Genomic DNA, 13262 nt, shown 5'->3' on the forward strand with positions numbered 1-13262 from the left:
CGGACACCCGCTGGTGTCCGCGGCCCACGGCCGTTCTCCGGTCCGGTCAGGCGTCCCGGCCGGGCGGCAGCGACAGCACCGAGCGGTGCCGCCCGCCCGCCTGGCCCGCGCCCGGCTGCGGCGCCGGCCCGAGGTAGCCGGACGCCACCCAGCCCTGCCCGTTCGCCTGCGCACCCGACGGCTGCCCGGGCACGAACTGCGGCGCGCCGCCCGCCGACTGCCCCGCGTACGGTTCGAACGACGGCTGCTGCGGGTACCCCGGCGGCTCGCGCCGCTCCGCCGCCTCCCGCGGCTGCTGGTCGCGCACCGCGAAGCCGGTGAACCTCAGCCCCTCCTCGCCGGAACGGTCGCCCGGCAGCGCCCGGAACATCCGCCGGTACTCGGAGTACAGCGAGTCGTAGATCGGCGTGGCCGACGCCGGGTGCTCCGCGTCGTACGACGGGCGCATGCCGGGGATCGACCGGTTGGCGGCGGAGGAGTGGGGACGGCCGGGGGAGGCGAGGTCGTAGCTGTACACGTAGGAGCCAACGAGCGAGACCGGCTTGGGATGCGGGGGCGCCGCCCCCAGTCCTATGGCCCGCCCGCCGCCCCGTCCCTCCTCAACCTCCGCCCGGACGGCGGGGGTTGACGCGGCGTCGGAGGATCCGGTGGCGGCCGGGTCGTTCACGGGGTCGGTCATCGGCGCGCCCCCGCTCAGGTGCCGGCCAGCGGCAGGACGCCGGCGGCGAGCAGACCGCGGGCGGCGGCCCGGTCCAGCGCCTGGCGCAGCAGGTCCTCGCGGGGCTGGCGGCCGACCGTGCCGGCCGGCACCGCGTACATGACCATCTCGGACTTGCGGGCCGCCGCGGCCCGCCACGACGGGGTGACCTGCAGCGGCTGGTGGGCCTGCCACCAGGCGGCCGAACCGCCGGTCGCCGACGGCTGCAGGATCGCGTGCAGCTGCCCCATCGCCATCAGCACCGACCAGCCGGCCCGCGGCCGGGCCGGCGTCAGGTTGACGTCGTGGACGAGCTGGAAGCCGTGCTCGGTCAGCAGCGACAGGAACTGGTCCTCGCCGGTGGTGCTGCCCGGCCGCCCGACCGGGCCGGTCGGCTCGACCACAAGCGCGGCCTGCTGGGTGTCGCCGCACAGCACGATGCCGCAGGTCACGCCCAGCACGGCGGGCTGCGGCCGGCCGGCCGGCGCGGGCGCGATCGGCTCCGGGATGCTCACCGGCGCCGCGGGCACCGGCGCGGGCGGCTCGGGCGCGGGGGCCGCGGCACCGCCCCGGTTGATCGAGGCGACGGCGCCGCGCAGCTGCTGCTCGTCCACCGCCACCACCTGGGACGGGATGCAGCGGGCGTGCGCGAACGCCAGCACCGCCGTCTCGTCGCCGACGAACAGCACCGTGCTGGTGGGCTCGCGCAGCGAATCGCCCGGTTGTCGGCACGAGGTGCAGTCGTACGCGTCCGGGGCGTGCGCTCCCGCCAGCAGGCTCTCGGCCTCGTCGTCGCCGATCTCGGCGCGTACGTCCTCGCTCACCTCAAGCATGCGCGGCACAAAGACTCCTCGTTTCGCCCTGACGTTCTGGGTGCGCCCGGCGGGGACCCTCCGGGCGCGCGGCGCGGGGCGCGCCGATCGCCATTACCAACGGGAGGTTGTGGCCGGGGTCACGGGTGACCGGCCGGACGACGGTATTTGCGCGGCTTCTGACTGCCCTGTGTGCACGGAGCGTCGCTATTTGTCGACGCTGTGCCCGACCTCACACCGGCCAAAGAGTGACCGGGGCCATATCCCCATAAGGTTTGATCTTGGGAAAATGGGGCGAATGGGACATTTATCCTTCTCTTACTTGATCGATACTCCCGGTAACCCCCGGCTGACCTGGGACAACCCGAAACTGTTTGGCGCCCCGCCCGGCGGCTCGTAGGTTCATGGCCGGTGCAACGAGCACCTCCCGGGTTCACCCCCGACGCACGGTCCGCCCGGCTCACCCCGGACCCGGACCCTGCGCCCACCGGCGCGACGGCAGCCAGCCGCCGCCGGGGATGCGGACAGGTGGCCGGGGCGGCAGCGGCACGTCCGACACGTGCACGGCCGCCCACCGGACTTGGCGAGCGAACACGGCCCTTCCAGGGCCTGGTTCCGCCTGCCCATCCCGGGAACGTCGAGAGGAATCTCATGACTTTCCGTAACGAGACCGCCGCTGCCACCACCGCCTCCAAGCGCAACCGCGTCCGCGCGGCTGTCGTCGGCGGCGCCCTGCTCGCCGTCCCGGTGGCCGGCCTCGTCACGGCCACCTCGGCCTCCGCCGCCGACGTCGCGACCTGGGACAAGGTCGCCCAGTGCGAGTCCGGCGGCAACTGGTCCATCAACACCGGCAACGGCTTCTACGGCGGCCTGCAGTTCACCTCCTCCACCTGGGCCGCCTTCGGTGGCACCGCGTACGCCGCGCAGGCCAACCTGGCCACCAAGGCGCAGCAGATCGCCGTCGCCGAGAAGGTGCTCGCCTCCCAGGGCCCCGGCGCCTGGCCGGTGTGCTCCGTCAAGGCCGGCCTGACCAAGGGCGGCACCCCGGCCCAGGTCGACACCTCCGCCGGCTCCTCCTCGACCTCGTCCTCGAAGTCGACCTCGTCGAACACCGCGAAGTCCGACTCCGCGAAGTCGAACAGCACCGCCACGGACAACTCGGCCAAGGCCTCCCGCTCCGAGTCCCGCGCGCAGGCCCCCAAGGCCGCGACCAAGGAGACCACCTCCTCGGCCAAGCAGGACGCCCCGAAGCAGACCTGGAAGAACAACTCCGCGGCCAACACCGCCAAGGGCAGCTACACCGTCAAGTCCGGTGACACCCTGTCGAAGATCGCCGCCGGCCTGGGCGTCGACTGGCACACCCTGTACAACAACAACACCGGTGTCGTCGGCGGCAACCCGGACCTGATCTACCCCGGCCAGGTCCTCTCCGTCTGAGACCCTGTCCGAGACCCCACGGTCTGGCACCCCCCGGAAGCACCCGCTTCCTCCGGGATCCCCTGATCCCACCCTGTCGGCGTGAAGCCGCCACCCCCTCGCCGGGGTGGCGGCTTCCGCCGTTCCGGGCCGGAGGCCGGGGGCCGGGTGTTCGGGTGTTCGGGTGTTCGGGTCAGGGGTGGGCCAGGGCCGTGCGGACGCTGGCCGTGACGGTGGCCGGCAGCGCCGCCGACGGGAAACGGCGCAGCAGGGCGGCCTCCACGTCCTCCGGCTCGACCGGCTTGCCGAGCTCGGTCTCGAAGGCGCGCAGGTAGTCCCGGGTCCAGGCGACCGGGTCGGCGTGGTCCGGGGCCGGTGCGGCGAGCCGGCGGTGACCCGGGACGGTGAACTGCGGATCGAGCCCGGCGACCTCGTCCAGCAGGTCGACCCAGGCGACGCGCTCGGCCGCAGTCGGGGAGTCGGCGATCCGCGGATGGACGTTCAACCAGAGCAGCGGCCCGCCGAACAGCGTCCGGCTGCGGTGCTCCCACACGTAGTGCCGGTCCGGCAGGCCGAGCGACGCCCCGCGCAACTCCAGCCGGTGGCCCTCCAGGTCCACCGCGTCCTCGTCCAGCGGCTCCAGGGCGACCAGCCGGGACGGCAGTTCCGACCCGAGACCCGACCACTCCGCGCGCACCGCCGCGTGATCACGCTCGATCCGGGCCAGCACCGGAGCGGGCCCGACGAACCGGACCTCCGGGAACTCGTCGCACAGGACCTCCGCCGCGAGCCAGAACTCCGGCGCGAAGTCCGGCACCAGCACGGTGCTCAGCCGCCGCCCCGAGGACGCCACCTCCCGCGCCAGCCGCCGCCCGTCCGACACCCGCAGCCCCGTACCCACCAGCACCGCCCGATGCTGCCCCAGCGCGAGCAACGCCACCTGGCAGAACGACTCCTCGGGAAGATCCACCACCCGGAACTCCAGCGGATGCATCGCGCCTCCTCCGCCAACCGGCAACACCCCTTCCCCCAGGGTCCGACGGGACGGGGGCGGGCGCATGCGGGAAGCCGAGACGCGAAGGGGCGGGGGCGAGGTGTGGGGCGGCGGCCGGCGGGCCCGGGAGGGGGAACGGGCGGCGGTGGGAGCATGGAGGGGTGAGCGGTGGCGGGGTGTTCTCCGAGGAGCTGTTCGGGCGTGGTCGGGAGGAGCCGGCGCCCGGAGTGGTGCTGGTGCCCGGGTGGCTGGGGGCGGCGGAGCAGCGGGAGCTGGTGGCGGAGTGCCGGGAGTGGGCGCGGCCGCCGGCGGGGATGCGGACGGTGACGCTGCCGACCGGCGGGGTGATGTCGGTGCGGACGGTGTGCCTGGGCTGGCACTGGTACCCGTACGGCTACGCGCGCACCGTGCTGGACGGCGACGGTGCGCCGGTGAAGCCGTTCCCGCCGGGGCTCGGCACCCTGGCCCGGCGCGCGGTCGAGGAGGCGTACGGCGACGGCGCCGGCGAGATCGCGGGCGCGGCCGGTTTCGCGCCGGACGTGGCGCTGGTCAACCACTACCCGCACGGCGCGAAGATGGGCCTGCACAAGGACCGCGACGAACGGGTGAACGCGCCCGTGGTGTCGCTGTCGCTGGGCGACAGCTGCGTGTTCCGGCTCGGCAACACCGAGACCCGCACCCGCCCGTGGACGGACCTGGAGCTGCGCAGCGGCGACCTGCTGGTGTTCGGCGGCCCGATGCGGTTCGCGTACCACGGGGTGGTGCGGACGCTGCCGGGCACGGCCGACCCCGACCTCGGGCTGGTGGGGCGGCTGAACATCACGGTGCGCCAGTCCGGCCTGGAGTGACGGCGGCCGTCGTGACCGCGACGGCGTGGCCTCCGGGCGGGCGGGCGGCCGGCGTCGGCCCCGGGACGGTGCGGCCTCCGGGTGGGACGGGCCGTCCGGCTGTCGGCCCCGGGACGGCGGGTGCGCCGCGTGCCGGAGGGCGGGAATTCCCGGCGGGCGCGGAGACTTGTGCTGGACGGAACACGGCGTCCGGCGGTACACCCTGCCCCGCCCGGACGCCCGGAGAGGGAGCGAGACATGGGAACCCCCGTCGACCAGCTCGTCGACCTGCTCGACCTGGAGCGGATCGAGCTGAACATCTTCCGCGGCCGCAGCCCCGAGGAGGCGCTCCAGCGCACCTTCGGCGGGCAGGTCGCCGGCCAGGCGCTGGTCGCCGCGGGCCGCACGGTGGACGAGGACCGGCCGGTGCACTCGCTGCACGCGTACTTCCTGCGCCCCGGTCTCCCCGGGGTGCCGATCGTCTATCAGGTGGACCGGATCCGGGACGGACGGTCCTTCACCACCCGCCGGGTGCTGGGCATCCAGGACGGGCGGTCGATCTTCGCGCTGACCGCGGACTTCCACAAGCCCGAACCCGGAGGCATCGAGCACCAGTTCCCGATGCCGGACGTCCCCGCCCCCGAGGACCTGCCGAGCGCCCTGGACGAGGTCGGCGGACGGCTCGGCGAACTGCCGCCGTTCATCAGCCGCCGCCAGCCCTTCGACATCCGGTACGTCGACCGGCTGAAGTGGAGCCGCGAGGAACTCGAGGGCGTCGAGGCGCGCAGCGGCGTCTGGCTGAAGACCAACGGCCCGCTGCCCGACGACCCGCTGATCCACGTCTGCGCGCTCACCTACGCCAGCGACATGACGCTGCTGGACGCCGTCCGCGCCCCCGTCGAACCCCTGTGGGGCGAACGGAACTTCGACATGGCCTCGCTCGACCACGCGATGTGGTTCCACCGCCCGTTCCGCGCCGACGACTGGCTGCTGTACCGGCAGGAATCGCCCATCGCGCACGGGGCGCGGGGCCTGGCCCGTGGCGAAATCTACGACCGGGCGGGGCAGTTGGTGGTCTCCGTCATGCAGGAAGGCCTGTTCCGCCCGCTCGCCGGGCGCTGACCCGCACGGCCGGACGCGGCGCCGACCCGCACCGGCCGGCCCCTCGCCGGCCCGGCCCGTCGAGCGATCGAAGCGGAACCCCCGAACCCGATCGAAGCAGAACCCCCGAAGCAGAACCCCCGAACCAGAGCCCCGAACCAGAGCCCCACTTGGGAGGCAGTCCGATGACCGACACCGCAGCCGAGGCGTGGCAGCACTGGACCGAGTCCCGGAACGCGGCGGTGAGCGCCCCGCACGGCCCACTCGCGCTGACCGGCACCCACTGGCTGGAGCCCGAACCGGCCGAACTGCCCGGCCTGCCCGGCCGCTGGTGGGCCGAGAGCGGCACCGTGTGCGCCGAACTCGTCACCGGGGACGGCGTCCGGCTGGAAGGCGAGCAGCGGGAGGCCACCGGTCGGGTCGCGCTGCGCCCCGACACCGACGCGGCCGCGCAGATCGCGGTGCTGAACGGCATGCGCCTGGTGCCGATCGAGCGCGAGGGCGAACTCGCGCTGCGCGTCTTCGACCCGGCCGCACCGCGACGCGCCGCGTTCGCCGGGATCTCGGTCTATCCGTACGCGCCCGAGTGGGCGGTGCCCGCCGTGTTCACCCCGTTCGACAAGGGCGCGCAGGACGTGCTGGTGGAGAACGCCGACGGCCGGGCCCGTCCGCTGACCGTCACCGGCCAGGTCGCCTTCACCCTGGCCGGCCGCCCCCACACGCTGACCGTCAGCGGCTCCGGCGGCCCGCTCAGCGGCGTCGTCGCGGACGAGACCAGCGGCCGGGAGACCTACCGGTTCCGCTTCATCACGCTGCCCGCGCCGGACGCGGACGGGAACACCGTGCTGGACTTCAACCGGGCGTTCCTGCCGCCGTGCGCGTTCTCCGACCACTTCATCTGCCCGTTCCCGCCGCCCGGCAACCGGCTCACCGTCCCCGTCGAGGCGGGCGAACGGCACGTGGTCGGCGTCGGTGGGGTTTTTGGGGGGCCCCTCCACCCCGGGGGGGCTCTGGGCCGGGTAATGTCCCGGCCCGCGGGGGGTCGCCGCGGGCCCGTCTGCTTGCCCGCACGACTTCTTGCTCGTTCGAGCAAACAGCGCTACCTTCTTGCTCGGGCAAGCAAGGGATGGCTCGGGCGAGCAGAGAGGGGTGCTCCGGTGGGGCGCACGTTCACGGAATCGGCGCGGCGTCGGCAGATCGTCGAGGCGGCCATCGAAGTGATCGCCGAGGCGGGGTACGCCAAGGCCTCGTTCGCGCGGATCGCCAAGCACGCGGGGCTGAGCAGTACCGGGATGATCTCGTACCACTTCAAGGGCAAGGACGACCTGCTGCGCGAGGTGATCGCGGAGGTGATGCGGGTCTCCGAGGCGTACATGCTGCCGCGGATCGAGGCGGAGACCGGGCCGCGGGCGCGCCTGCGGGCGTACATCGAGTCCAACGTCGAGCTGGCGGCCGCGCATCCGCGAGAGCTGGCGGCGCTGGTGGAGATCCTGAACGGCCAGGGCGACGACGCGGAGGGCCAGTTCGCGGCGGGCCGCCGGGCGGTGATGGATTTTCAGGAGCAGCTGGTCCGCGCCGCGCAGGCGGACGGCGAGTACGGGGCGTTCGACGCCCGGGTGCTGGTGACGGCGATCCGGGGGGCGATCGACGCGGTCCTGGTCCGCGTCCTGCGCGACCCGCAGATGGACGTGGCCGCCAGCGCAAAGGAGTTGGCCGACCTGTTCGACCGGGCGGTGCGCCCCGCGGAGGTCTGCATGGAAGCGCACCGGATCCCGGGGGAGGACGCATGAACGAGCAGGGGGCGGAATCGGTGGGGGCGAAGAACGTGACGGGGGAGAACGCGATGGCGACGGACCTGGCGGGGGCGGACGTGACCGCCGGAGCGGCTGCGGCTGCGGGCACAGGCAGCTCGGCGAGTACGGCCGGCCCGGCGAGTACGGCCGGCCCGGTGGGAGCGGCCGGCACCGTGGCTGCGGTCGGTGCCGTGGCTGCGGCGGAGCCGCCGCGAACGGCGGACGGGCAGGTGGACTGGGCGGCACTGGCGGGGGACGACTCGACGCCGGCGCAGCGGGTCGCGCGCGGGCGTCGGCAGGCCGCCAAGGCGGTGGTCTTCGAGTTGGCGGTCCCGCTGGGCGCGTACTACGCGCTGCTCGGCTTCGGTGCCGGCCAGTGGGCGGCGATCACGTTGAGCAGCCTGGCCGCACTGCCGTGGCTGCTGTACGGCCTGGTGCGCCACCGCCGACTGGACGTGATGCCGGTGTTCACGCTGCTGCTGATCGCCGTCGGCGCGCTGCTGTCGGCGGTGACGGGCAGCCCGAGGGTGCTGATGGTGCGCGACAGTTGGGTGTTCGGGGTGATCGGCCTGTGGATCCTCGGCAGTCTGCTGACCCGCCGTCCGTTCATGCTCGGCGCGGCCCGGACGGTGGTCGCCGCGAAGATCGGCCCGGCGGGCGCGGACGCGTGGATCGGGCAGTGGGACGACGACCCGGTGTTCCGCCGCCACATCCGCCTGCTGACGCTGGTCTGGGGTGTCGGGTTCGCCTTGGACGCCCTGATCCGGGTCGGCTTCGCGCTGACCCTTCCGCTCGGTGCGGTGCCGTTGGTCAACTCGCTGCAGTGGCTGGCCGTGCTGGGCTCGATGATCGGCTTCCACACCTGGTACGTGAAGCGGAACGGTCTGCTCGTCTGAGGCCGGGCACGGGGGAGGCCGTGGTGCGGTGGTTCCGTTGCGGGGCAGCGGGGCCGCCGCAGGCGGGTGTGGGCGGTGGTGGGCACGGTCGGTGTCAGTGGCGAGGGGAAGGATCGGTGACGTGATAGCCGTCGAGGACGTGATCGAGCGGGCCGGCCCGGAGGGCGTGCTGCCGCTGGTGTCCCTGGCCGACTTCTTCGCGGGCAACACCGTCGAGGACTCGTTGGCGCCGAACCAGTGGGGTTACGGCCGTCCGCCGCTGGCCGAGCTGGCCGCCGCCCTGGACCGGATCGCGGATCGGCCCGAGGTGGCCTGGGTGCGGGTCCAACTCCACCCGGAGACACTGGAGTTGGAGGAACTGCTCGCGGAGGCCGTCGCGGTGTGCACCAGTGCGGACGCCGAGACCTGCGAGTCGTGGACGGCGGGCTGGGAGTCCGACGGCGTGCTGAACGGCCTGGTGGACGAGTACCGGGACGTCCCGCCGGTCCCGGACGGCATGGCGATCCGCTCGATCGTCTGGGACTGACGGCCCGTCAATGTGACTCGTCAATTTGCCTCTTGTCGGGAGGCGGCGGAAATCCCGGTGACGGCGAGGGGCGCGTGTCCCTAGACTCGCCTCGCTGCAAGACGCCCGGGCCGGACGGCCGGCCGGGGTGCACCGTGACGTGGAGAGGGAGGGGCCGGCCGTGCGTAGCACCGCTGCTGTCGTTCCCCCGTCGCGGTTCGAGGTGATCCTGGTGTCCTGGGCAGGCCGGCGCCCGCTGCGCGGCCGGTGCCGGTAAGGCCCTTCGAGCTCCCACCCAACCCCCTGCTGTGAAGGCCCCGTTGAGGGACCCGTCGGCGCTGCCGAGACTGTCTTCGCGGCCGTCTTCGGGGCAGTCTTCGCGACCGTCTCGTGGTCGCCTCCGCAGGTGCTGCACCGCCGTGAAGTGCTGATCGGAGTCGGGTCGGGTGCTGTGCGACTGCTGCCGCTCGTGGTGCCGTGAATTGCGCTGCCCAATCCAGGACCGACCTCCGAAAGGCACGGGGCCATGCGCACCGACCTCTCCACCACCACCAGCACCAGCACCAGCACCCGCACCGTCACCGTTCCGGCGGCCGCCGCGGTCCGCAACCTCGGCATCCTCGCCCACGTCGACGCTGGCAAGACCACCGTCACCGAACGCATCCTGTTCCTGGCCGGCGAGACCCACCGGCGCGGGGAGGTGCACGACGGCACCACCGTCACCGACTGCCACCCGCAGGAGCGCGACCGCGGCATCACCATCTTCGCCGCCGCGGTCGGTTGCGACTGGGCCGGGCACCGGCTGAACCTGATCGACACGCCCGGGCACGTGGACTTCGCCGACGAGGTGGAACGTGCGCTGCGCGTGCTGGACGGCGCGGTGGCGGTGTTCGACGCCGTGGCGGGCGTCGAACCGCAGAGCGAATCGGTGTGGCGGCAGGCCGACCGGCACGGCGTGCCGCGAATCGCGTTCGTCAACAAGATGGACCGGCCCGGCGCGGACCTGGACGGCGCGGTCGCCTCGATCCGGGAGCGGCTCCACCCGGTGCCGCTGGCCGTGCAGTTGCCGATCGGCCGGGAGGGCGGCTTCACCGGCGTGGTCGATCTGCTCCGACTGCGCGCGCTCACCTGGCCGGACGGTGACGACGGCCCCGATGGCGTTCAAGTCGGCGACGTCCCGGCCGAGTTGGCCGAAGAGGCGGAACGCCGACGACAGGCGCTGGCGGAGGCGGTGGCCGAACTGCACCCGGCGGCGCTGGACGAGTACTGCGCCACCGGCACCCTGGGCGCCGACACGCTCGCCGGCACGCTGCGTCAACTCACCGCCGACGGACAGGCGGTGGTGGTGCTGTGCGGCTCCGCGTACCGCAACCGGGGGATCGAACCGCTGCTCGACGCGGTGACGGCGTACCTGCCCTCGCCGCTGGACGTCCCGCCGGTGCGCGGCGACTGGCAGGGCACCGTCCAGGAACGTCCCGCCGACGCCCGACAACCGCTGGCCGCCCTGGTGTTCAAGGTGAACGCGAACACCACCGGACGGCTCAGCAGCCTGCGGATCTACTCCGGCACCCTGCGGAAGGGGGACACCGTGCTCGACGCACGCACCGGGCGCACCGAGCGGATCGGGCGCATCCTCCGGGTGCAGGCCGACCGGCACACCGAGACCGACACGGCGGTGGCCGGCGACATCGTCGCCGTCATCGGGCCCAAGGCCGCCCGCGCGGGCAGCACGCTGTGCACGCCCGACGCCCCGCTGGTGCTGGAGCCGGCCGTCGCCGCCGACCCGGTGGTGACCGTCGCCGTCGAGGCCCGCCGCTCGGTGGACACCGACCGGTTGGCGGCGGCGCTGTTCCGGCTCGCCGAGGAGGACCCGTCCCTGGTGGTCGGCACCGATCCGGAGAGCGGGCAGCGGGTGCTGTCCGGGCTGGGCGAACTGCACCTGGAGGTCGCGGTGGAGACGCTGCGCCGCTCCGGGCTGGAGGTCACCGTCGGGCGGCCGCAGGTCGCCTACCGGGAGACGCTGTCCCGGCCGGTCGCCGGCCTCGTTCTGCGGCACGTCAAACAGGACGGCGGCACGGGGCAGTTCGCGCACATCGTGATCGACGTCGAACCGCTCGGCGAACCCGGCACGGACGGCTTCGAGTTCCGCTCCACCGTCACCGGCGGGCGGGTCCCGCAGGAGTTCGTGCAGGCCGTCGCGGCGGGCTGCCGGGACGCCCTCGCGGACGGCCCGCTCGGCCACCCGGTCACCGGGGTCCGGGTCACCCTCACCGACGGGGCGACCCACGTCAAGGACTCCTCCGACCTGGCCTTCCGCACCGCGGGACGGCTCGCCCTGCGCGAGGCGCTGCGGCGCGGCGACCCGGTGCTGCTGGAGCCCGTGGTCACCGTCACCGTCACCGTCCCGCCGGACGGCGTCGGCGGCGTCCTCGGCGACCTGTCCGCCCGGCGCGGCCGGGTGCACGGCTCCGAACCGCGAGGCGCCCACGGCACGGTCCTGACCGCGACCGTCCCGCTCGCCGAACTCTTCGGCTACGCGGGCGCCCTCCGCGGCCGCACCCAGGGCCGTGGCACCTTCACCACCCGCCCGGCCGGCTACGCCCCGGCCCCGCACCGGCAGTAACGGCCCGACCGGCGGCCCCACCCGCAACTCGCGGGCGGGGCCGCTCACTTGGCGGCCGAGCTAGGGGCGGGACGCGCGGGCACGGCGGGCGCGGACCAGGTCGTGGATGGTGCGGGCGATGTCCTCGGGGGACTGGTGCTCCCAGAAGCGGAGGACGGTCCAGCCCTCGGCGGTGAGGTGGTCGGTGGTCTCGCGGTCGCGGGAGATGTTGCGGTCGAGCTTGCTGCGCCACCAGTCGGCGTTGGCCTTGGGGCTGGTGGCGTGCTCGGGGCAGCCGTGCCAGAAGCAGCCGTCGAGGAAGACCGCGACGCGCGGACCGAGGAACAGGATGTCGACCGTGCGCCGCGGCATGCCGGGAACGCGCGCGTTGACCCGGTAGCGCAGGCCCGCGGCGTACAGCAGCCGTCGGACCGCGAGTTCCTGGGCGGTGTCCCGGGAGGACTGCCGGCTCATCCGGGCGGCGACGGACGGCGAGGACGCGGTGGGCGACATACCGCCAGTATCCGCCGGCCCTCGGACAGCGGTCGAAACCCCGGCCGCGGGGTGGCTCACGCGGCGGTGATCGGATGGACGACCGTGCCCGCGGTGCGGCCGGTGTGGGCGGTGACCAGGCGGCGGAGGGCGTGTTCGGTGGCCCGGTCGGCCGGGGTGACGGTGAACAGCAGGTGGTCGGAGGCGGGGCCGGTGGACAGGATGTCGTAATGGAGGCGGAGCTCGCCGGCCTCGGGGTGGCGGACGCGCTTGCTGCCGGCGCTGCGTTCGAGGACGGTGTGGTCGTTCCACCAGGCGTCGAACTCTGGGCTGTGGCTGCTCAGTTCGGCGACCAGCGCGGCCAGTCGGGGATCACCGGGGTGACGGGCGTGCCCGGCCCTCAGGTGGCCGACGGTCTCGCGGGCGACCCGCTGCCAGTCGAGCTGACCGGCGCGGGACGCCGGGTCCAGGAACAGCATGCGCGCCGTGTTGTCGGCCCGTCCGGTGCCGAAGCCCGGCCCGAACAGGGCGCGCGCCGCCGGGTTGTGGGCCAGCACGTCCAGCCGGTGGTCGGTCAGGTAGGCCGGGAACAACGGTATTCCGTCCAGGAGTTGGAGCAGCGAGCCGCGGACCGGAGTGACGCGCCCGGAGCCGCCGGGGTCGTCGAACGTCTCGCGGCGGCCTTCGTGCCGGCTCTCGGGGCGGGCCAGCAGGTGCAGGTGCCGGCCCTCGTCCGGGGTCAGCCGCAGGGCTTCCGCGAGCGCGTCCAGGACGGCCGCCCCCGGGGTGCCGACCCGCCCCTGTTCCAGGCGGACGTACCACTCGACGCTGACGGCGGCCAGCTGGGCCACCTCCTGGCGGCGCAGCCCCGGCGTGCGGCGGCGCGGGCCGCGGGGGAGACCGACGTCCTCGGGCTGCAGGCGGGTGCGCTTGGCACGCAGGAAGGCTGCCAGCTCGGCCTGTTGGGGCGGGCGACGGGGTTCGGGGTGAGGTGCGCGGTGCGGCGTGCCGGTCATGGTGTCGATGATGGTCGCGGGCGCAGCGGGCCGTCCAGCGGCGATCCTGGTACGCCGGATGCCACCATGCGGCGTGGCTCCCCAACTCCTCCGACGAGGACGAGGGTTGGT

Annotated in this window: 12 protein-coding genes; 7 read left to right on the forward strand and 5 right to left on the reverse strand. The window is 74.0% G+C overall.

Annotated elements, in window-relative coordinates; genetic code table 11:
• Positions 1-46: 46 nt before the first annotated feature.
• Together ACFV1L_RS04580 and ACFV1L_RS04585 are read right to left on the reverse strand one after the other, a co-directional pair.
• The gene (locus tag ACFV1L_RS04580) at positions 47-679 is read right to left on the reverse strand and encodes a hypothetical protein (protein ID WP_380362816.1); all 633 of its coding nucleotides are present in this window, start codon (positions 677-679) and stop codon (positions 47-49) included.
• A gap of 14 nt (positions 680-693) precedes the next feature.
• Positions 694-1530, reverse strand: a complete 837-nt coding sequence (locus tag ACFV1L_RS04585) for a hypothetical protein (protein ID WP_380362818.1) — start codon at positions 1528-1530, stop codon at positions 694-696.
• Positions 1531-2160: 630 nt separating this feature from the next.
• Between ACFV1L_RS04585 and ACFV1L_RS04590 the strand changes: the two genes are divergently transcribed.
• Positions 2161-2946 carry a transglycosylase family protein gene (locus tag ACFV1L_RS04590; protein ID WP_380362820.1) on the forward strand — a complete coding sequence of 262 codons (786 nt, stop codon included), beginning with the start codon at positions 2161-2163 and terminating at the stop codon, positions 2944-2946.
• 172 nt (positions 2947-3118) lie between these two features.
• On the opposite strand, the gene ACFV1L_RS04595 is transcribed toward ACFV1L_RS04590, so the two are convergent.
• Positions 3119-3919, reverse strand: a complete 801-nt coding sequence (locus ACFV1L_RS04595) for an MBL fold metallo-hydrolase (RefSeq protein WP_380362821.1) — start codon at positions 3917-3919, stop codon at positions 3119-3121.
• A 161-nt stretch (positions 3920-4080) separates the two neighbouring features.
• On the opposite strand from ACFV1L_RS04595, the gene ACFV1L_RS04600 reads away from it, so the two are divergent.
• The 6 genes from ACFV1L_RS04600 (at position 4081) to fusA (ending at position 11664) form a co-directional block, all read left to right on the forward strand.
• A complete protein-coding gene (locus tag ACFV1L_RS04600; protein ID WP_380362823.1) occupies positions 4081-4767 on the forward strand; it encodes an alpha-ketoglutarate-dependent dioxygenase AlkB family protein in 687 nt (228 codons plus the stop codon).
• 237 nt (positions 4768-5004) lie between these two features.
• Positions 5005-5868: an acyl-CoA thioesterase gene (locus ACFV1L_RS04605; RefSeq protein WP_380362825.1), complete on the forward strand. Its 864-nt coding sequence runs from the start codon at positions 5005-5007 to the stop codon at positions 5866-5868.
• 164 nt (positions 5869-6032) lie between these two features.
• Positions 6033-7637 (forward strand): DUF1684 domain-containing protein, encoded by a 1605-nt coding sequence (locus tag ACFV1L_RS04610; RefSeq protein WP_380362827.1) that lies wholly within the window; start codon positions 6033-6035, stop codon positions 7635-7637.
• Entirely contained in the window at positions 7634-8536 is a 903-nt protein-coding gene (locus ACFV1L_RS04615) for a VC0807 family protein (protein WP_380362829.1), read from the forward strand. The genes ACFV1L_RS04610 and ACFV1L_RS04615 overlap by 4 nt, the downstream gene beginning before the upstream one ends.
• A 121-nt stretch (positions 8537-8657) precedes the next feature.
• The gene (locus ACFV1L_RS04620) at positions 8658-9062 is read left to right on the forward strand and encodes a hypothetical protein (RefSeq protein WP_380362831.1); all 405 of its coding nucleotides are present in this window, start codon (positions 8658-8660) and stop codon (positions 9060-9062) included.
• Between the two features lie 505 nt (positions 9063-9567).
• Entirely contained in the window at positions 9568-11664 is a 2097-nt protein-coding gene (gene fusA, locus ACFV1L_RS04625; RefSeq protein ID WP_380362833.1) for an elongation factor G, read from the forward strand.
• A gap of 60 nt (positions 11665-11724) precedes the next feature.
• Here the strand turns inward: fusA and ACFV1L_RS04630 are convergent, their stop codons facing one another.
• Together ACFV1L_RS04630 and ACFV1L_RS04635 are read right to left on the reverse strand one after the other, a co-directional pair.
• Positions 11725-12156, reverse strand: a complete 432-nt coding sequence (locus tag ACFV1L_RS04630) for a very short patch repair endonuclease (RefSeq protein WP_380362835.1) — start codon at positions 12154-12156, stop codon at positions 11725-11727.
• Between the two features lie 56 nt (positions 12157-12212).
• On the reverse strand, positions 12213-13151 hold the full coding sequence (locus ACFV1L_RS04635; RefSeq protein ID WP_380362837.1) for a helix-turn-helix domain-containing protein: 939 nt from the start codon (positions 13149-13151) through the stop codon (positions 12213-12215).
• Between the last annotated feature and the right edge of the window lie 111 nt (positions 13152-13262).

Origin of the sequence: Kitasatospora sp. NPDC059646 (assembly GCF_042734615.1) — a bacterium.
Taxonomy (GTDB): Bacteria; Actinomycetota; Actinomycetes; order Streptomycetales; family Streptomycetaceae; genus Kitasatospora.